This window comes from Kocuria kalidii, from assembly GCF_044462225.1.
Classification (GTDB): Bacteria; Actinomycetota; Actinomycetes; order Actinomycetales; family Micrococcaceae; genus Kocuria; species Kocuria kalidii.
In genome coordinates, this window is record NZ_JBISWJ010000055.1 from 1 (window position 1) to 17970 (window position 17970).

The 17970-nt window shown below is 71.4% G+C and carries 21 protein-coding genes and 1 tRNA gene; 16 read left to right on the forward strand and 6 right to left on the reverse strand.

From position 1 onward, the window contains the following. Positions 1-53 precede the first annotated feature (53 nt). From ACH9D3_RS07955 to ACH9D3_RS08000, 10 genes are all read left to right on the forward strand, one after another. Positions 54-833 carry a septum formation initiator family protein gene (locus ACH9D3_RS07955; protein WP_396410510.1) on the forward strand — a complete coding sequence of 260 codons (780 nt, stop codon included), beginning with the start codon at positions 54-56 and terminating at the stop codon, positions 831-833. Beyond that, entirely contained in the window at positions 830-1432 is a 603-nt protein-coding gene (locus tag ACH9D3_RS07960) for a DUF501 domain-containing protein (RefSeq protein ID WP_396410511.1), read from the forward strand. Before ACH9D3_RS07955 ends, ACH9D3_RS07960 begins: the two co-directional genes overlap by 4 nt. Positions 1433-1503: 71 nt before the next feature. Beyond that, positions 1504-2454 (forward strand): Ppx/GppA phosphatase family protein, encoded by a 951-nt coding sequence (locus ACH9D3_RS07965; RefSeq protein WP_396410512.1) that lies wholly within the window; start codon positions 1504-1506, stop codon positions 2452-2454. A gap of 39 nt (positions 2455-2493) precedes the next feature. Then, positions 2494-3945: a S8 family serine peptidase gene (locus tag ACH9D3_RS07970; RefSeq protein WP_396410513.1), complete on the forward strand. Its 1452-nt coding sequence runs from the start codon at positions 2494-2496 to the stop codon at positions 3943-3945. A 75-nt stretch (positions 3946-4020) separates the two neighbouring features. Then, positions 4021-5430, forward strand: coding sequence for an NAD(P)/FAD-dependent oxidoreductase (locus ACH9D3_RS07975; RefSeq protein WP_396400332.1), 1410 nt, complete (start codon positions 4021-4023; stop codon positions 5428-5430). A gap of 243 nt (positions 5431-5673) precedes the next feature. Continuing rightward, entirely contained in the window at positions 5674-6051 is a 378-nt protein-coding gene (locus ACH9D3_RS07980; RefSeq protein WP_396400331.1) for a hypothetical protein, read from the forward strand. A gap of 103 nt (positions 6052-6154) precedes the next feature. Beyond that, positions 6155-6228: transfer RNA gene (locus ACH9D3_RS07985), tRNA-Leu, on the forward strand. Positions 6229-7060: 832 nt separating this feature from the next. Further along, the gene (locus tag ACH9D3_RS07990) at positions 7061-7315 is read left to right on the forward strand and encodes a hypothetical protein (protein ID WP_396410514.1); all 255 of its coding nucleotides are present in this window, start codon (positions 7061-7063) and stop codon (positions 7313-7315) included. A gap of 39 nt (positions 7316-7354) precedes the next feature. Then, complete coding sequence (locus tag ACH9D3_RS07995) at positions 7355-7924, forward strand: dihydrofolate reductase family protein (RefSeq protein ID WP_396410515.1); 570 nt, start codon at positions 7355-7357, stop codon at positions 7922-7924. Positions 7925-8033: 109 nt separating this feature from the next. Beyond that, the gene (locus tag ACH9D3_RS08000; protein ID WP_396410516.1) at positions 8034-8300 is read left to right on the forward strand and encodes a DUF6578 domain-containing protein; all 267 of its coding nucleotides are present in this window, start codon (positions 8034-8036) and stop codon (positions 8298-8300) included. A 36-nt stretch (positions 8301-8336) separates the two neighbouring features. Here the strand turns inward: ACH9D3_RS08000 and ACH9D3_RS08005 are convergent, their stop codons facing one another. The 4 genes from ACH9D3_RS08005 to ACH9D3_RS08020 all read right to left on the reverse strand — a co-directional run bounded on the left by ACH9D3_RS08005 (position 8337) and on the right by ACH9D3_RS08020 (position 11056). Next, positions 8337-8504, reverse strand: a complete 168-nt coding sequence (locus ACH9D3_RS08005) for a hypothetical protein (protein ID WP_396410517.1) — start codon at positions 8502-8504, stop codon at positions 8337-8339. 124 nt (positions 8505-8628) lie between these two features. Beyond that, positions 8629-10008 (reverse strand): FAD-binding protein, encoded by a 1380-nt coding sequence (locus ACH9D3_RS08010; RefSeq protein WP_396410518.1) that lies wholly within the window; start codon positions 10006-10008, stop codon positions 8629-8631. A gap of 515 nt (positions 10009-10523) precedes the next feature. Beyond that, positions 10524-10739 (reverse strand): hypothetical protein, encoded by a 216-nt coding sequence (locus ACH9D3_RS08015; RefSeq protein ID WP_396410519.1) that lies wholly within the window; start codon positions 10737-10739, stop codon positions 10524-10526. Then, positions 10718-11056 (reverse strand): hypothetical protein, encoded by a 339-nt coding sequence (locus ACH9D3_RS08020; RefSeq protein WP_396410520.1) that lies wholly within the window; start codon positions 11054-11056, stop codon positions 10718-10720. The genes ACH9D3_RS08015 and ACH9D3_RS08020 overlap by 22 nt, the downstream gene beginning before the upstream one ends. A 166-nt stretch (positions 11057-11222) precedes the next feature. On the opposite strand from ACH9D3_RS08020, the gene ACH9D3_RS08025 reads away from it, so the two are divergent. The 4 genes from ACH9D3_RS08025 (at position 11223) to ACH9D3_RS08040 (ending at position 13289) form a co-directional block, all read left to right on the forward strand. Next, the gene (locus ACH9D3_RS08025) at positions 11223-11396 is read left to right on the forward strand and encodes a hypothetical protein (protein ID WP_396410521.1); all 174 of its coding nucleotides are present in this window, start codon (positions 11223-11225) and stop codon (positions 11394-11396) included. Between the two features lie 331 nt (positions 11397-11727). Then, a complete protein-coding gene (locus tag ACH9D3_RS08030) occupies positions 11728-12312 on the forward strand; it encodes a hypothetical protein (protein WP_396410522.1) in 585 nt (194 codons plus the stop codon). A gap of 5 nt (positions 12313-12317) precedes the next feature. Next, complete coding sequence (locus tag ACH9D3_RS08035) at positions 12318-12932, forward strand: hypothetical protein (protein WP_396410523.1); 615 nt, start codon at positions 12318-12320, stop codon at positions 12930-12932. A 144-nt stretch (positions 12933-13076) separates the two neighbouring features. Next, complete coding sequence (locus ACH9D3_RS08040; protein WP_396400320.1) at positions 13077-13289, forward strand: hypothetical protein; 213 nt, start codon at positions 13077-13079, stop codon at positions 13287-13289. A 20-nt stretch (positions 13290-13309) separates the two neighbouring features. Here ACH9D3_RS08040 and ACH9D3_RS08045 read toward each other — a convergent pair whose 3' ends face one another. Further along, on the reverse strand, positions 13310-14257 hold the full coding sequence (locus ACH9D3_RS08045; RefSeq protein ID WP_396410524.1) for an alpha/beta fold hydrolase: 948 nt from the start codon (positions 14255-14257) through the stop codon (positions 13310-13312). A 330-nt stretch (positions 14258-14587) separates the two neighbouring features. On the opposite strand from ACH9D3_RS08045, the gene ACH9D3_RS08050 reads away from it, so the two are divergent. Next, a complete protein-coding gene (locus ACH9D3_RS08050) occupies positions 14588-14860 on the forward strand; it encodes a hypothetical protein (protein WP_396410538.1) in 273 nt (90 codons plus the stop codon). A gap of 28 nt (positions 14861-14888) precedes the next feature. Here the strand turns inward: ACH9D3_RS08050 and ACH9D3_RS08055 are convergent, their stop codons facing one another. Beyond that, the gene (locus tag ACH9D3_RS08055; protein WP_396410525.1) at positions 14889-15926 is read right to left on the reverse strand and encodes a Fic family protein; all 1038 of its coding nucleotides are present in this window, start codon (positions 15924-15926) and stop codon (positions 14889-14891) included. A 1088-nt stretch (positions 15927-17014) separates the two neighbouring features. Between ACH9D3_RS08055 and ACH9D3_RS08060 the strand changes: the two genes are divergently transcribed. Further along, positions 17015-17647 (forward strand): tyrosine-type recombinase/integrase, encoded by a 633-nt coding sequence (locus tag ACH9D3_RS08060; protein ID WP_396410526.1) that lies wholly within the window; start codon positions 17015-17017, stop codon positions 17645-17647. The last annotated feature ends 323 nt before the right edge of the window (positions 17648-17970 follow it).

The following is a 17970-nucleotide window of genomic DNA, read 5'->3' on the forward strand; positions in this document are numbered from 1 at the left end:
CCCGCCGGCGCTACACTGGTCCCCGTTCCCACCCTTCCCCCCGTGAGGTCAGCATGCCCGCTCCCCGCCCCCGCACCACCCGCCTGCTCGGCGGGCGGGACGCCGCGCAGGGGCCCCGTGGGCGTGCCGCTGGAGCGGGCGGAGGCTCCAGCGCCGTCGGCTCGCCGACACCCGCCCGGACCTTCAGCGGACGGTTCCTGGTCCTCGTGCTCGTCGCCGTCCTGATCGTCTTCCTGGCCGCGCCGACCACGAAGATCTTCCTCGAGCAGCGGGCGGAGATCGCCCAGCTCGAGCGCGCCATCGCCGACATGGAGGCCCAGCAGGCGTCCCTGGAGGACCAGGTGGAGCAGTGGTCGGACGAGACCTACGTCCAGCAGCAGGCCCGGGACCGGCTCCTCTACGTCATGCCGGGGGAGCGCTCCTACCTGGTGGTGGGCGCCGAGGAGATGGACGGCGCCGTGGTGGACTCCTCGGCGGCGCAGATCGAGGCCGCGCAGCCCGCGTGGGTGGACGCCCTCTGGCACTCGGTCGTGGCCGCCGCCTACGAGGACGCCGCCCCCGCCGGGAGCGCGCGCAGTACCGGGGACGACGGCAGCACCGGGGACGACGCCGGCACCGAGGACACCGGCAGCACAGCGGGCGCCGGCACGACGGACGAGCCCGCGGCCCCCGGAGGCACGGACGAGTCCGCCGCCCCCGGGGACACGGACGAGCCCGGCACCGCCGAGCAGACGGAGCAGATCGTCCCGGACGCCCCCGCGGCCGGGACCGACGAGCCGCAGGACGCGGCGACGGACGGCCGCGGCAGCCCCGCGGAGGAAGGAACGGAGTGAACACCCAGCACCGACAGGAGCCCGGCCGGGGACAGGTCCCCGGTCCCCGCGGGCTCGGGGTGACGGCCGGGACGGTCGAGCCCACGTCCCTGGACCTGCAGGTCCTCTCCCGGCAGCTCGGGCGACCGGTGCGCGACGTCGTCGAGATCCCGGCCCGCTGCACGTGCGGGAATCCGCTCGTGGCGGCCACGGCGCCCCGGCTCGCCAACGGCACCCCGTTCCCCACCGTGTTCTACCTGGCGCACCCCGTGATCACCGCGGCGGTGTCCCGGCTCGAGGCCGGAGGGCTGATGTACGCGATGTCCGACCGCGTCGCCCGGGACGAGGAGCTCGCCGCCGCCCACCGCGCCGCGCACGAGGACTACCTCGCCGAGCGCGCCAGGATCGGCGCCCGGGCCGGCACCGGGCCCGTCCCCGAGATCGAGGGCATCTCCGCCGGCGGCATGCCCGTGCGGGTCAAGTGCCTGCACGTGCTCGCCGGCCACGCCCTCGCGGCCGGACCCGGCGTGAACCCGCTCGGCGACGAGACCCTCGCCGCGATCGCCGAGTGGTGGACCCTCGACGCCTGCCACTGCGACCCCGCCTGGCGCGAGGCCTGAGCACCACCCGGCACCCCACCCCCAACACCCCACCCCCGGCACCCCGGCCCCGACACCCCCGAGGACTCCCCATGCGCGTAGGCGCCATCGACTGCGGCACCAACTCCATCCGACTGCTCATCGCCGACACGGGGGAGGAGCAGGGCGGCACCGTGCTCGAGGACGTGGTGCGGGAGATGCGCGTCGTCCGTCTCGGCCAGGGCGTGGACGCCACCGGATGGCTCGCGGAGGCGGCGCTCGCGCGCACCTTCGCGGCCGCGGACGAGTACGCCCGGCTGCTGCAGGAGCACGACGTGGAGCACCTGCGCTTCGTGGCCACGAGCGCCACCCGCGACGCCGGCAACCGGGACGTCTTCCTCGCCGGGATCCGTGAGCGCCTCGGCGTGGTCCCCGAGGTCATCAGCGGTGACGAGGAGGCGGAGCTGTCCTTCCGCGGGGCCTCGGCCGCCGTGGGCGGCACCGACCCCGAGGACCGGGTCCTCGTGGTCGACCTCGGCGGCGGATCCACGGAGTTCGTCCTCGGCAACGCCCAGGGGGTGCGCGCCGAGCGCAGCATGGACATCGGCTGCGTCCGCCTGACCGAGCGGCACCTCGGCTCCAACCCGCCCACCCCGGCGCAGCAGGACGCCGTCCTGCGCGACGTGGACCACGCCGTGGACGTCGTGCTGCAGACGGTGCCGCTCGCCGAGACCACCCACCTGGTGGGCGTCGCCGGCACGATCACGACCGTCGCGGCGCACGCCCTGGGGTTGCCGGCCTACGACCCCGAGGCGATCGACGGCGCCGAGCTGCCGGCCGAGCGGATCGAGCAGGCGTGCCGGGAGCTCACGGCCATGACGCGCGCGGAACGTGCCGCGCTGCCGTACATGCACGAGGGCCGGGTCGACGTCATCGGCGGCGGCGCCCTCGTGTGGCGGCGGATCGTGGAGCGGGTCGGCACCGCCACCGGCGGCCGGGTGCACTCGGCCATCGCGAGCGAACACGATATTTTGGACGGGATCGCCCTGTCCCAGGTCGGCTGACCCGCCCGGACCGCCCCGGACCCCCACCCGGAAGGACGCATGTCTTCCAGCCCAGCCCGTCGTCGTCCCCCGCACCACCGCCCTCCCCGGTGGCGGGGCGCGGCGCGGGCGGCCGTCCCGGTGCTCGCCGTCTCCGCGCTGCTCCTGCCCGGCGGGGGGCCCGCGCACGCCCGGCCCGAGATCCCGGGCCCCGCCCCGAGCATCCCGCTCGACGACCCCGCGACCGTGGCGCCCGTGCCCGGCGACGGAGCCACCCGCGCCCCGGACACCTCCAGGATCGCCGCGGACGGGATCCGCCCCCTGCAGTACTGGCTCGACGAGTACGGGGTGCGCGAGGCGTGGGAGGAGTCCACGGGGGAGGGCGTGCGGATCGCCGTCATCGACACCGGGGTGGACGGCTCGCACCAGGACCTGGCGGGCGCCGTGGTGGGGGGCACCGACGTCTCGGGCGGGGGCGCCCCCGACGGCCAGGAGGGGCTCGGCACGGAGCCGGAGCACGGGACCCTGGTGGCGTCCGTGGCCGCGGGCCGGGGACACACGGCCCCGGGCGGACGGGACGACGACGCCCCCGGCCGGCCGGCCGGCATCGTGGGCGTGGCCCCGGACGCCGAGGTGCTGGCCGTCTCCACGTGGCTGGGGAACGAGTCGGCGGGAGTCCGCAGCGTCGACGAGCAGCTCCCGGACGCCGTGCGGTGGGCCGTGGACAACGGCGCGGACGTCATCAACATGTCGGTGGGCTCCAACACCACCTCCTGGCCCGAGAGCTGGGACGACGCCTTCCTCTACGCCGAGGAGCAGGACGTCCTCGTCGTGGCCTCCGCCGGGAACCGGGGGTCCGGTCTCGTGCAGGTCGGTGCCCCGGCCACCATCCCCGGCGTGCTGACCGTGGGCGGCGTGAGCCGCACGGGGGAGGCGAGCTGGGAGTCCTCCTCGCAGGGGATCTCCATCGCCGTCGCCGGGCCCTCCGAGGCCATGGTGGGCGCCATCCCCGGGGACCGCTACGCCACGTGGGCCGGGACGTCCGCGTCCGCCCCCGTCGTGGCCGGCACCGCCGCGCTGATCAAGGCCAAGTGGCCGGACATGAGCTCCGCCCGGGTCGCGAACCGCATCGTCTCCACCGCCCGGGACACCGGGGCGCCGGGCAAGGACCCGCTTTACGGCTACGGGGTGCTGGACGTCGAGGCCGCGCTCACGGAGGACGTCCCCGAGGTGGACCGCAACCCCCTCGGCAGCATGGAGCAGTGGGTGCGCGTGCACCGGCGCAGCGCCGGGGCGACCCCCACGGCGGGACCCACCGGGAGTGCCCCGCCCGGCACGGACGAGGTCGAGGCCGAGGTCGCCCCGCCGGAGCCGGTCGCGCCGCTCGACGAGACCGGTCTGCTGCCCGTGGTGGTGCTCGCCGGGTTCGGGCTGCTCGTCCTGGGCCTCACCGCAGGTGCCGTGGTGCACATCCGCCGCATCGTGGCCGAGGGCCCGGACGGCCGCGTCTGAACCGTGCTCCGGAACACGGTGCCGGCGCCCCGGACGGGCGTCGGGCCCGGCAGGTTTCTGAGTAGACTCGGGGACATGGCTCTTATTCAACTGGCAAAGGATCGACCGCGCCTTCTGATCGTCGGCGGCGGTTACGTCGGCTTCACCGTGGCACAGGAACTGCAGAAGCGGATCAAGGACTCCGGCGGGGTCGTCACCGTGGTGGATCCCAACCCCTACATGATGTATCTCCCCTTCCTGCCCGAGGTGGCCGGCGGCAACATCTCCCCGCGCAGCGCGGTGGTGCCCCACCGCCAGCACCTCAAGCACAGCGAGATCGTCACCGGCCACGTGCTCGGGGTCGACCACGCGAACCGGACCGCGACCGTCAAGGGCATCGACGAGGGCGAGATCTTCGAGCTGGCCTACGACGAGATCGTCATCGCCGGCGGCTCCGTGACCCGCGCCTTCCCGATCGAGGGTCTCGCCGAGAACGGCATCGGCCTCAAGACCATCGAGGAGGCCGTGGCGGTGCGCAACTGGGTGCTCGAGCGCATCGAGGTCGCCTCGCTCACCAGCGACGAGGACGCCAAGCGCCGGGCGCTGACCTTCGTCGTGGTCGGCGGCGGCTACGCCGGCACCGAGACGATCGCCGAGATCGAGGACATGGCCCGCGACGCGGTCGCCCGCAACGAGCGGCTCGCGGTCTCCGACCTGCGCTTCGTGCTCATCGAGGCCATGGGCCGGATCATGCCCGAGGTCTCCGAGGACCGCGCCGAGAAGGTCGTGGCGCACCTGCGCAGCCGCGGCATCGAGGTGCTGCTCAACACGTCGCTCGACTCCGCGGTGGACAAGAACCTCAAGCTCCTCAACATGGAGGACAAGTCCCCGGCCGGTGAGTTCGCGACCGACACGCTCATCTGGACCGCGGGCGTGCAGGCCAACCCGCTCGTCAAGAGCACGGACTTCCCGCTCGACGAGCGCGGCCGCGTCCGTGCCGGGGCGGACCTCCGGGTCACCGGCGACGACGGGCCCGTCCAGGGCGCCTGGACCGCGGGCGACGTCTCCGCGGTGCCGGACCTGACCGGTGGCGGAGTCGGCGGGTACTGCGTCCCCAACGCCCAGCACGCGGTGCGCCAGGCCCACACGATGGCCCGGAACATCCTGGCCGCCCGCGCGGGCAAGCCGCTCGAGGACTACTACCACGAGAACCTCGGAGCGGTGGCGGGGCTCGGCCTCTACAAGGGCGTGGCCAGCATCAAGGGTCTCCCGGGTCTGCCCGAGAAGGGCATCGAGTTCTCCGGCGTCGCCGCGTGGGCGATGCACCGTCTCTACCACGGCTACGCGATCCCCACCGTGGACCGCAAGGCCCGGGTGTTCACCGAGTGGGCCCTGAACCTCGTGTTCGGCCGGGACATCACCACGCTGCGCCACGAGCGGGACCCGCGCACGCGCTTCCAGGTCGCCGCAGGGAAGGCCCCCGCCCCGCGCAAGGCCAACCTCTGACCCCACCCCACGACGCCGCCCGTCGGCGTCCCCGTCCGACCCCGCCCCGGCCGTCCGCCGCGGCGGGGTCGAGCCGTCCCCGGGTCCCGGCCCGCCGTCTTTACAAAGGTCATCGCCCTCCCCATGATGGGGGGAGCAATCCCGCGGCCGCTCCGACGATCGCGGCGGGAGGCTCCGGCCGGGGCAGCGGCCGGGGACCGCGCGGCCGATCGCGCCGTCCGATGCCGAGCGAAGGAACTCCCTGTGCGTCAGGATCTCCGAACTGCCCGCGGCTCCCTGGGCCCGGTCCAGCGCTTCCTGCTGCGCGAGCCCCTGAGGCGGTTGGAGACGCTGCTGGCTCCCGCCGAGAGCCTGCTCGTCCTGGCGCCGGGCTGGTGGCGGGGCCACCGCGGCGTCGCCGTGGTCACCACCTCCCGGCTCCTGCTGGTCCGACGGGCGGGAGCGGGCTCCTCCCGCGACCACGTGGCCCGGGCGCTCCGGGGGCTCGGTGGGCTGCACCTCCACGACTCTCCGCCCGACGGCGCTCGGCTCCGGCTCCCGCTGGGCCCGGAGCACGAGGAGTTCTCCGCCACCATGCACGGTGCCCGGCTCCGGCACGCGCTGCGGGACGCGGTGACCTGAGGCCGCACGATCGGCGCCGGCCGTCATGTCCTCCCGGGTCCGCAGGAGCCCGTCCCGGCGAGACGATAGGGTGGGGCGTCAGCCCGGTGTCCTGGCCGGTGCCGCCCCCATAGCCCAATCGGCAGAGGCAGCGGACTTAAAATCCGCGCAGTGTCAGTTCGAATCTGACTGGGGGCACTGAACAACCTTGGTAGCGCGCGGAAACCGGTCGAGTCTGTCACGGTTACCAGTGGTCCATTCGCCATTTATTCTCCATTCTCGACACGAAATCTGCACTGAGGGCGTTGCAAAGTTCCAAGGGGTTCGCTCTGTGGCGGTCGTACGACTGGCAGTCCAGAGCGCGACTGGAGGCGCTGACGCCTTGGACCACGACTCGCCGGCGCCGCGCGGACCGATCCGCGCAGCCGTCAGCACGCCTTGAACGCGCTGGCGTACATCGCCTCGATACAGCACAGAGACACACGGCCTGCGAACTGCCGCCACGTGGTGCGGTCGGCGACTGAAGTGCATTGCAGAAAAACCTTCAGCACGAGGGAGAGCATCGTCGATCGACGTCGGTAAGGCGCGTCCGGTGCCGATGTCCCTCGGAGTGGCTACGGGTCGAGCGAAACGAAGGACGAGATAACGGTGGATGTCTTCACAGTGCGCGATGAGGCCATCGACGACTTGCGCGCCGCCGGATATCGTGCGGAATGTGGGCCGTTGGTCCGGGGACCGGGCCTACCCTCGACCGGTGTGGTCGGCGATCATGAGGCATGGCCGAACGCACCGATCCGGAGGAGACACCGCAGTTCGTCACGTTCCAGCCGTGGCGGATCCGCATCGCGATCGCCGTCTTGTTCCTCGGGGTGCTGACGGCGGCGTTCATGATCATGCCGGAAGGCCCGTGGCTTCTGACGACCGGACCCGTTCTCATGGTCGGCTTCACGGCGTACTCGTTCGTGGTGAACCGATCGGTCACCCGACGGCTCGATGAACAGGCCGTGGACGTCCGCAGGGCTGGGGCAAGGTGCGGATCCCGTACGAGCAGATCACCGAGGTGGCCGTCGGGCCGCGTACCCCGTGGTGGCCGATCGGCCGGCGCAGGATGGGCGACGGGGCCACCGGCTATCTGATGGGCGGGCCGAGCGTGCGCATCACCACCGCGGAGACATCGATGGTGGTCTCGGCCGAGGAGTCCTACCGGGTGGCCGGGGCGATCCAGCGACAACGCGAGCACGTCGTCGCCGAGCGAGCAGCAGGCACGGAATCGACCGGACGCTGAGACAACCGAGCCGGCGCAACAGCAAGGGAGAACAGCGGGATGAGACCACTTCGGTACTCGATCAACGTCACGCTCGACGGGTGCTGCCATCACGAGGCCGGGCTTCCCCCGGACGGGGAGTCGATGCGCTACTGGACCGCTGAGATGGAGCGAGCCGATGCCCTGCTGTTCGGCCGGGTGACCTACGAGATGATGGAGTCGGCGTGGCGGAAGCCGGCCACGGGCACGTGGCCGGACTGGATGGACGAGTGGGAGATCCCGTTCGCCGAGGCCATCGACCGGGCGAAGAAGTACGTCGTGACGAGCACACTGAGCAAGGTCGATTGGAACGCCGAGCTGGTGCGAGGCGACGTGGGGCAAGCGGTTCAGCGGCTCAAGCAGGAGTCGGGCCAGGGCCTGTGGGTGGGGGGTGTGACGCTCCCGACGGCGTTGGCGGATCTGGGACTGATCGACGAGTACGAGTTCGTGGTGCAGCCGGTCCTTGCCGGTCACGGGCCGACGTTGCTCGCCGGTCTGCGCGAGCGCATCCAGCTCAAGCTCGTGGACTGCCATGAGTTCCGGTCGGGGGCGGTCGCCCAGCGGTACCGGCCCACTCGAGTGACGGCCTGACGTGATTGTCCAGGCACGTTGACCGCTCCCTCGCGACGGGCGGGGGACATCGCGCGAGGCGCCGGTAGCGGGCAGGGCAAGCGTTGCCTGACGCTGCTAGGTTCGCGTCATGATGATCGAGGTGGAGCTGCGCGAGTGGGAGCAGCAGTGCTGCGGTGACCCGTTCCGGGTCGGCTCGACTGTCACCTGGAAGCTGGTGGCACGCGACCCGAGCGAGGGCAGCGACCGGCCGATGCCTGGGTACTGGAAGGAGCACCACGACCAGACGCCCGAGCACGAGGTGCCGGCCTACCGGGTGCAGCTGGAAGCCGCCGAGGACGCGGAGCTGCCGGCCTACGTCGCCGACGATCAGGACGACTGGTTCGAGCAGGACTGACTCCGGGGGACGCCGGCGGCTCAGGCTGAGGGTCTCTCAGCCGGCGACGTCGATGCCCAGATGCGCGGCCAGCTGCTGCAGCTGGAGGTCGTCGATCGTCGCCCCGCGCAGGTGCGCCAGGCCGGTGATGTCCAGCAGGGCGAGAGCGCGCAGATCGACGTCGTTCAGGGTTGCCCCGGAGTCGTCGAGAGTTACCGGTCCCATGCCCGGAATGTCAGGCGAGGTGCTTGCCGCTCCATCGCCGGGCCTCCCGAGCCCCTTCCGGGCAAGCCACGGCCCCGTTGGGGAAAATAGACGGGATTGGTCAACAACGAGAACTGACTTGATGTCAGGGGTGTCCCTGGCCGACAACGTGCTGGAAACGCAGCAGGTTCTGCGGGTCGAGAGCGGTCTTGGCCTGAACGAGCCGCTCGTAGGCCTCGGCCGGCCAGGCACGGGCGCGTTCAGCTTCGGTGTCCGGGAAGCCGTAGTGGTTGACGAACACCCCACCCGGGGCGTGCGGGGCCATGGCCTGCAGCAGTGCCTCCACCGCCGCCGGTACCGATTCGGCCACCGGGGGCACGAGCAGAGCGACAACCCCGAGGAAGCAATCAGCTCCGCGCCCGTGCACCGCATCGGGAACCTGCCCGGGATGGGAGAAGGCCGCCCCCATCTGGACGACCTCCACGGCCACGGCGGGGAAGTCCTGCCCCGGTCCGGCCACGGCCAGCAGGTCCTGGACGGCGTCAGTGCCGAAGTCTGCCAGGAAGCCTCCGGTGTGAAACAGCGGGACCGGTTCGGTCGGGTCCATGTCGATCCGGTCGACCTCGCCGTAGTCCATCGGGGCCGCCGTATCCAGCACGGGGTGGGAGACCTCGCGCATCGGGGCGAGGGCCTGCGCCCCCTGGTCAGGATCCCCAGCCCAGGCGAAGCGCAGATGTACGACGAACTGCCCGCGCAACGGATCCGGCACCATCGGCAGGTCCGGCAGGCGCAGCAGCGCCACGGACGTGTTGGCCTGTGGGGGCAGGGCCGGGGCCCAGGAACTGAAAGCCGTCAGTACCTGGTGGGCATCAGCTCCGGGGTAGAAGATGCCCCCGCCGTAGAAACCGTCCAGGGGCACCAGCTCGAAGGCCAGGGACGTGACTATCCCCAGATTGCCCGTGCCCCCGCGCAGCAGGCCGAACAGCTCCGGGTCGTGGTCGGCGTCGAGGCGGTGCACGGCTCCGTCGGGGGTGACCAGCTCGGCGGCCAGAATGCGGTCGGCGGCCCAGCCGAAGGTGCGGCCCAGGATCGGCAGGCCCCCGCCCAGGGTGTAGCCGACGACCCCGACGTCGGTGGAGGAGCCGTTGAGTCCGATCAGCCCGTGCGGGAGCGTGGCCTCCAGCACGTTGCGCCACCGCACCCCGGCACCGACCCGGGCGGTGCGGTGCACGAGGTCGACGTCGAGGTCTTGCATCCGGCTGGTGGTGATCAGCAGCCCACCCTCCATGGCCTGGTCCGCCCCGTGTCCGGTGGCCTGGACCCCCACCGGGCACCGGTGGGCGCCCGCCCATCCCATCGCGGCCACCACGTCCTCAGTACCAGTCGCTCCGACCACGACGTTCGGGCGTGCCACCCCGGCGAGGTTGAACCCAGTCACCTCCTGCGCGAAGCCCTCCGTGTCGGGGACCAGGACCGGGCCGCGGACCCGGCCGGTCAGTTCGTCGACATCAGCAGCGGAGATCATCCCAGGTCACCTGTCATCATCGCTTCCGCCCCGCGCTCGGCAACGCACGGCCTCTGCGACCTCGGAGAGGTGTGCGTGCAACGACAGGGATAACCGCAACGGCTACACAGCCAGTATCCGCGGCACCTGCCCACTGGCATCAGCACCAAGGTGGGTTCGTGACTCCACCGTTGCCTGATGACGCCCTCAGAACGCATCGTGTCGACGACGGGGTGGTTTCTCGTAGAGCTGGCAGCCATGGGCGGCGCTATCGTCGGCCGCATCGATCGCCCACCGAGCACGCGGGTTCCGCGGCCTCGGACGGCTCAGCGTGCGTCGGCGATGTGCCGTTCGATCCGAGCAGTGACCCACTGCTGCAGCTCGCCTTGGCCGGATGCATGGTGGTCCGGGCGCTGGACTACAGTCGCGCCTCGCCGTTTGCCGTGACCGCGGTGTTCGCGCCGTCGTGCTCGTCACCCAAAACCCGCGCGATCGAGGCGCCTCGGGGCGAGCTGGCCAGCGCGTGTGCCAGGTCGTCAGCCGATGCGGCCGGCGGTGTGCAGGGTGCGCAGGTAGGCCCAGGATCGGCGGACGCGGAAAGCTGCGATCCCGGTGAACAGGATCACCGGCGGGAGAGCGGTCCACAGGTCCGGAAGGATCAGCGCGCTGAAGACGATGCCCACGAGCAGGGAGCTGAGTCCGATCAGCTCTTCGATGTTGCCGCAGGCTGCTACCCCGACCGCGGTCCGCACCTCGGGCAGGCGGGCAGCTCTCCGGTTTTCGCAACGGCCCTGATAGCCGGTGCCCACTGTGCCTGACCGATGCGCTGGTCGATGCGAGGACGTGGAGGGCTCGCGCAGCGCTGGACGATCGCCGACAGTCCGATGGTGGCCACCAGGATCAGCAACCACGCCCACCACGGGCCGCCGTCACCGGTGACACCCAGCAGCCACCAAGTGCCCAGCGGGAGGCTGATCGCCAGGACCGCGGCGGCCGGCACGGTGCGGACGAGGGCCTGCCTGGCCGTCGGTACGGGCACCGCGTCGGTGCGCTGGGCAGTCTCGTCCATGTCGCTGACGGTACCGGCCGGCGCCGGTGAGTTTCCGAGCCACAAGAGGGGAACGACGGCCCGGTGGCCGGCGTGCCAGGATGCGAGCAGGGGGTGGGGCGGTGTCGAGCACGGTGCGTTGTCTGCTCGTCGTCGTGGCGCCGGCGATGAAGGCGACGGTGCAGCGATGAGGCGCAAGAGGCTGTCGTGGACCGTGCTCTGGGGGCTCGCGTACCTCGCCGTCAGCGTCTGGGTGATCGCGCGGGGCAACGGGGTCCTCTGGGCCATCTACACCGGAGCTTTGGCGATCTGGGTCCTGCTGACGCTGCGGAAGAACAACCGGGCCGAGGACCGGCGGTGAGAGCACTGAAAGCACTGCACAGGGCGCCGCAGTCAGTTCACGCGCGCTGGGACGGGAGGTAGATCATCCTCGTCCTCATCGCCTTCCCTGTACTGCCGGCGATCGGGCTGACCGTCGGCTTGTGGGGCAGGACATGGTTGGACGGCAAGCGGAAGGCCCGGAAGCAGGCGCGGTAGGTCCGTGGACCCGAAGTCACTCTTGAGAGGCTTCAGGACTATGGAACGCCCGATGCACTGAGGTCGGCCGGCGCCGTAGGCGCGTGCCGGAGATCTCCGTTCCGGCCGCCCGGCGCCGTGTTCGCGTTAGCACGCAGTCCGCACACATGATGGGCATGACCACCACCACCGAGCACCGTCGCATGAGCGCCACCGAGCGACTCGAGCAGCTGCGCGACGTCGTCGCCTCCCACGAGCGTCCTCCCTCCCGCCGGATCGGCGAGCCCGAAGAGAAGTCGCTGGGCGAGTGGATCGCCCAGCACAAGGACGCCAGCACCCGCACCGGTGAGGCCGTGCGCGAGCTGCTGGCCGGCGGTGCGCTGGCTGCTCCTCCGGTGAACGACCTGGAGTACTACCAGAAGTTCTGCGCCAAGCACATGCGCGCCCCGATGCCCGGCACCGGGGTGGCCCGTGAACAGTCGCTGTGGGAGTGGGTGAGGCTGCAGACGGACCCGGAGGTCACCGAGGCGATCACCGAGGCCCGTGCCCGGTGCCGGGTGTCGACCCCGGGTGCGAACCAGAGGGAGAAACTGGCCGAGCTGGAGCAGTTCGCCCGCGCCGACCGCCGGGCCCCGCAGATCGACGCAGCCGACCCGCGGGAGGCTCAGCTGGCGACGTGGGCCGGGGAGCACTGCAAGGACAGCAGCCGAACCTACGCGAGCCAGGTCCTGAAGGCACTCGCCAACGCCGGTCAGAGGTAGAGCCGGTGACCGCCCGCACCGGAGTCGTCAGCACGCACCGTCGTCGTCGTGCTGCGGCATATCGTGCCTTCGTCACCGAGCACGGGCGTCACCCGCGGCTGGTGACGGACTCGGCGACCGAAGCCTCGCTGGCGCGGTGGTTGGAGCGTCTGCAGCAGACCGGGGAAGCCCGCGAGCTGGCTCAGGCCGCGGCGGGTCTGACCGTGCCGGCCCAGGCGCAGCGCCCGGTCGAGGAGTCCGTGACGGTGGCGTGCGTCCGGTTCGGCTGCACCCGGCTTCGGGTGCCGTCGCGGTCCTCCAAGGACGCGAGGGAGCGGATGCTCGCCTCCTGGCGTGCGGACGTGATGGCCGATCTCGATCACCGTGACCACCGGGTGCTGTCCGGGCTCGCCGAGCGGATCACCAACCGCCGCCATGAGGTCGCCCTGGTTCAGATGCTCGAGTACGAGGCGGCGGCCGGCAAGGTCGTGAACAACCGCTCCGACGCCGCCCTCTCCGGGGCGTTGCGGCGGGCCAGGACGGACCGTACCGGGAGCCTCTCCATGCTCGGGCAGCCTCTGCCGGCGGACGTGGAGGGCGCGCCGCGCCCCAGTCGCACCCGGGCCCTGGTGATTGTGTGAGAGCACTTCCGCCGCTGGGGCGACCCGGTGCAAAATCTGATCACCGAGGACCTCGTGAGCACCAACACCGGTGCGGCGGGGTCCCCGATCGATCTGGTGAGGATCCCGGCTGACGGCCGGAGGATGAGAGGGAGAGGAGCTGCCGTGGAGGACAACGAGTGCCCGGAGTGCGAGTACGGCACGGTGGCCCGGTACCGGGTGCAGGCCACGGGCGATGTCGTTCAGGTGTGCGCAGGGTGCGACGCGCTGTGGGAGGCCGAGGAGGACCGGACGTCACCGTCGGTGACCAGCATCGAGCACTACCTCAACCTGCGCGGGCTGCCGCTGCTGCGCTCGGGGCTGGTGCCGCTGGTCTGAGACGAGCGGGGCCGGCGCTCTCAGCCCGCGGACGCCGATGCTTCGGCGCCGGCTGGATTCCGGGCCGCGACGTCGTGCTCGTCGAGGAACGTGGTGACCTCCGCGGCGATCTCGGGGGAGCGGGTCCAGTGCAGGTAGTGGCCGCCGTCGAGCACTACGAGCTCGTGGTCCTCCACGTCCTGCAGCTGCTTCTCGTGGGAAGGGAGCCACTCCGGGGTCTGGTCCACGGTGTCCTGGGCCAGCAGCATCAGCACCGGCAGATCAGCCGGGAACCCCAGGTCCTCCAATCGGCGGGCGTTGTCCCCGATCCGCCGGGTCTCGTCGGTCACTGCCGGGTTGGCGAAGTTCCAGATGGTCATCCGGGTGATCTGCTCCCGCTCGTCCGCGGTGTGCGCCGTCGTCTCAGGCAGGGCGAGATCGGGGGCGGCCAGCAGGACCCAGCGGAGCAGCCCGGTGGATGAGGCCAGCCGGTCCCACCGAATGCCCCCGCCCTCGGCTGCCGGTGCGTCGTCCTGTGCCGCGGCGAAGGCCGGCACGGTGGTGTCGATGCCGATGACCGCGGAGACCTCCTCGGGGTATCGGTTGACGTAGTCGAGGATGTAGAAGCCGGCCAGGGAGTGGCCGCCGAGCACGTACGGCGCCTCGACCCCGGCGGCCTCCAGCGCGGAGTGCAGCTCCTGGGAGACGTTCTCGACGGTCCGCTCCGGGCCGGTCATGTCCGCGTAGCCGTAGCCGAACCCTTCGACCACCACCACACGGTAGCCGTCGAGCTCCCGGACCAGCGGGGCGAAGTCCAGGGCCGGGGAGGGGGTGCCCAGCCCGGTGAGCAACACGACGGTGGGGCCCTCCGCGGCGTGGTCCACGACGTTGACCGAGCCCCCGTCCACCGCCACCCGCTGACCGTACGGAACGCTGCTGGTGCGCTCGTAGTGGGTAAGTGCGAAGTGCAGCCCGCTGGAGACCAGCACCAGGACCAGGAGAACCATTGCCGTGAAGCCGGCGAAGCGTCCGATCCTCCGCCACCGCGGCCGTCTTGGCCGCGCAGGGTGCGGGGTGGTGGCCGGATCAGCGGGTGCTGGAAGTGCGTCGTGGCGCGTGGCCATGCCGGCCTCCGAGAGCGGAAGAAGTTGCTTGGGGCGAGCGTAAGCAGGTCTCCAGATAGCGGCAACGATTCAGGCCATCGTGACGACTGCTGAGGTGAGCGCCCCAGCGCCTCGCCCACCGGTGCAGCCGAGCCGGGCATCCGGGAGGTCGTCCGAGGCCTCCCTGACCACCTGGGCCGGACCCTGGTGGCCGTGATGGCCGGCAGCCAGGACCCCGGCATCGCCGTCCAGTGGGCCGGGGACGACGGACCTGCCCCCGACCCTCCGGCGGAGTCAAAGCCACGGCTGGCGCACCGGGTCTGGGTCGTGCTCACAGTTGCGGAAGGCGATGAGGTGGCTCGCCTGTGGTTCCTCGGAGCCAATCCCTGGCTGGACGGGATCTCCCCAGTGGAAGCCAACAGCCAGGGGCGAGCCCAGGCGGTGCTCGGCGCCGCCCAGGCCATGATCGACGACCGGCACGCCGGTTGAGCCCCGCCGGTATTGGCAGGAGGGGTGCTCAGCCGCGGCGGCCGGCGCGGGCGGCGAAGTCGTCGAGGGCGGCGGTGACGTCCTCGGCGATCCAGACGCGGTTGCGGCGGTTGGCGGTGGCTGGGATCAGCACCCCGGCGGCGAGCAGCTGGTCGATGGCCCGCTGTGCGGCCGGCTGGGAAACCCGGGCGTGGTCGGCGACCCAGCGCACGGTCACCGCCGGCTGTCGGATCAGCAGGGGCAGCACCGTCCAGGCGGCAGCGTCGCGACGGGCGTGCAGGGATTGCTCCCAGGTGGCGTAGAGGCTTTGCAGCTGTTCGGTCAGAACGCGACCATTGGTGACCCCGGTGAAGGCGGCGCGGGCGAACCGGCTCACGATCGAGGTGAGGTCCCCGTCGCGGTAGGCGGTCAGGGCATCGAAGTAGGAGCCGGTGTCGGTGAGCAGCCCGGCCGAGACCGGCACTGTCAGGGCCCGGGTGGCGCCGGCGGCGCGCAGCATCGCGTGGACGAGCACCCGCCCGGTGCGCCCGTTGCCGTCGGCGAAGGGGTGGATGGTCTCGAACTGGGCATGGGCGATCGCCGCATGAGCCAGCACCGGCACGTCGGTGCGGTGGCAGAAGACGATCAGATCGTCCATCGTCGCCTGCACCCGGGAGGGGTGCGGGGGCACGAAGGTGGCGGTGTGCGGGGTCGGGGCCGTCCCGCCGATCCACACCGCCCCGGTGCGGAACCGACCCGGGGCGGCGTAGTCCTGACCGGCCATCAGCGCCGCATGGGCGGCCCGGAGAGAATCCACCGACAGGTCCTCGGACATCGCCACCGCGGCCTGCATGGCGGTGACGTTGGCAGCCACCATCGCCGCGTTCGGCCCAGTTCTCTCGCCCACCGTGGCCAGCGCCAAGGCCTTGGCACCAGCGGTGATGTCCTCGATCTGAGAGGAGGAAGTGGACTCGGTGCGCAGCAGCACCGCCGCCAGCGGGGCCAACTCCCCGTGCTCCTCCTGGTCCTCGCCGCCGACCCCTGGTAATGCCGAGGTCAGTTCGGCGTCGAAGCGGGCGATCTCCATCAAGGCGTCCTCGGCCTCTGCCGCCACCGCCGGAGGCAGGACAACGCTCAGGTCGGCAATCCGTGCCGGCACGGCTGCCCGGTACGGGCCGCGGGCGGCCATCCGCGCCCGGCGCGACATCGCCCCGGCGACCACCGGCGCACTGTCCCAGGACTGCTCCTCCCAGCCGACGGCAGGACCGTCGGCCTGCCCACCGGCCCAGGACGCCGATCCCGGCGCCGAAACGGACTCCTGCCGGTGAGGCGATGAAGGAGGATCTGCTGCGTTGGCCATACCACCATCTTATCCAACCTTCGAATAATAAAGTTATACAAACGATTCCCCGTACTCCAATTCCGGGCGGCTGGAAGGCGGCCGGAGCCCACGAATGCGCGGTCCACTCGTGCCCCCGGTGCCGTTCCTCTCAACCCTCGGCGCCCCCGCCGTGATGCTGAAGGTGCCAGGGGCAGGGCCCGAACCGGGTTGGTTTCGTCCAGACGTCCTGGCCAGGGGCGGGGCTGCGGGCACGCTCCTTGTCTGGCCTGGTGCAACGACGACAGACACGTCATACGAGGGATGCCGTACACATGAGGGCCAACAGTTCCCACCCCACCCTGGAGGCCCGTATGGTTCCTGCCCCTACCGATGTCGACGCCACCGAGGCGAAGCTCGGAATGACCGTCCCAGCCATGGGTCTTGAGCTCCGCACGCAGCTGCCGGGACCGGGCGGAACGCTCGGTGCGGGAGAGTCGGCGCCACCGGGCGGCGGTGGCCGAGGGCATCCTGCCTCTCATCGCCCGGTCGGCCATGTTGTCCGAGCGAGTGCCCAGTAGCAGGTGGGTGGCCATGCCCAGTAAGGTCCCCACTGCGACGGGCCGTGTGGAGGGCGACGCCGGGATGGACGAGCCGGTTTCCGATGCGATCGCCTCGGGTGCAAACGCGCCGTGCTGTCGCAACGGCTACACATTGCGTTGGAACGGGGACTGGCTCATCCAGGTCGGCACCCGCCGGCGTGCACTCCATGAGTGGTGCTGGCGTCGGCACCGTGCTGATGCCGGTGACGCCCGTGTTGTTGTCGGCGGATCCTGCACGAGGCGCTGCAGATCGCGGTGCGCGAGCGTGCCATCCCGATCAATCCGGTGGATCGTGATAGGTGGAAGTTCAAGCCGGTGAAGCGCAAGTCGCGGCGCACGGTGACGGCCGCGGAGCTGACACGGCTGCGAGCCGTGCTGATCGCGTGGGAGCGCGGCGGGCGCTCAGGCAACCGACAGATGCCACTGGTGGACGGCATGGATCTTCTGGCCGGCACGGGCCTGCGCGTCGGTGAGCTGTGCGCGCTGCGGTGGGAAAACCTCGACTTGGACAGCGCCACTTCGGCGGTGTCGGCGACCATGGCTTCGGCCGGCACTTCCTACCGGCAGGAGGGTGGCAAGGGGTCCGGGTCGGCGCGAGACCTCGAGTTGCCGGCGGTGACGGTGACGCTGCTCAAGCGCCGGCACCTGGCGGTCGGCCGGTCGAGCTCGGGGCCGGTGCTGGCGAGCCGTGCCGGCACGCACATCCAGGTGGGCAACTTCGAGCGCTCCTGGCGTGCGGCGCGGGCGGGCACCGAGTTCGAGGACGTGACCCCGCACACCATCCGGCGCACGGTGGCCGACGCGGTGAAGGCCGCGACCGGCTCCGACGAGCAGGCCCAGCACCAGCTGGGACACACATCCGCGCGACTACACGGCGGTTCTATCTGACCCGCGGAACCTCTGCCGGCAACGGCGCGGCGCTCGACGGATGCCTGTCCTCCGTGTACCGCACGGCGGAGTCCGAGGCGGGTGGTGCCGCAGGAGCCGGGGCGTGAGCGCGTTCTCCAGCAATCCGCCGTTTTCACCGCGTCGGACTGCACTCACTTGCATCGTCGTACCCGATGTTCCAAGCGGCTGTGGGGTATTGAGCCAGGTGCGCGAGTTGCTGAACCACATCCCGCTCAGTGTCAGTTCGAGTCTGACTGGGGGCACGTGTCCGGCTGCGTACCCTCGCAGGAGCCGGCCGCGGTGGACGCGACCGCAGTCGTGCC

Coding starts and splice junctions, on each gene's coding strand:
- ACH9D3_RS08010 (WP_396410518.1), bottom strand. CDS start 10,008: ATGATCTCCGCTGCTGATGTCGACGAACTGACCGGCCGGGTCCGCGGC.
- ACH9D3_RS07975 (WP_396400332.1), top strand. CDS start 4,021: ATGGCTCTTATTCAACTGGCAAAGGATCGACCGCGCCTTCTGATCGTC.
- ACH9D3_RS07970 (WP_396410513.1), top strand. CDS start 2,494: ATGTCTTCCAGCCCAGCCCGTCGTCGTCCCCCGCACCACCGCCCTCCC.
- ACH9D3_RS08030 (WP_396410522.1), top strand. CDS start 11,728: ATGACCACCACCACCGAGCACCGTCGCATGAGCGCCACCGAGCGACTC.
- ACH9D3_RS08050 (WP_396410538.1), top strand. CDS start 14,588: ATGGCCGGCAGCCAGGACCCCGGCATCGCCGTCCAGTGGGCCGGGGAC.
- ACH9D3_RS08020 (WP_396410520.1), bottom strand. CDS start 11,056: ATGGACGAGACTGCCCAGCGCACCGACGCGGTGCCCGTACCGACGGCC.
- ACH9D3_RS08000 (WP_396410516.1), top strand. CDS start 8,034: ATGATGATCGAGGTGGAGCTGCGCGAGTGGGAGCAGCAGTGCTGCGGT.
- ACH9D3_RS07955 (WP_396410510.1), top strand. CDS start 54: ATGCCCGCTCCCCGCCCCCGCACCACCCGCCTGCTCGGCGGGCGGGAC.
- ACH9D3_RS08005 (WP_396410517.1), bottom strand. CDS start 8,504: ATGGGACCGGTAACTCTCGACGACTCCGGGGCAACCCTGAACGACGTC.
- ACH9D3_RS07965 (WP_396410512.1), top strand. CDS start 1,504: ATGCGCGTAGGCGCCATCGACTGCGGCACCAACTCCATCCGACTGCTC.
- ACH9D3_RS07995 (WP_396410515.1), top strand. CDS start 7,355: ATGAGACCACTTCGGTACTCGATCAACGTCACGCTCGACGGGTGCTGC.
- ACH9D3_RS08025 (WP_396410521.1), top strand. CDS start 11,223: ATGAGGCGCAAGAGGCTGTCGTGGACCGTGCTCTGGGGGCTCGCGTAC.
- ACH9D3_RS08055 (WP_396410525.1), bottom strand. CDS start 15,926: ATGGAGATCGCCCGCTTCGACGCCGAACTGACCTCGGCATTACCAGGG.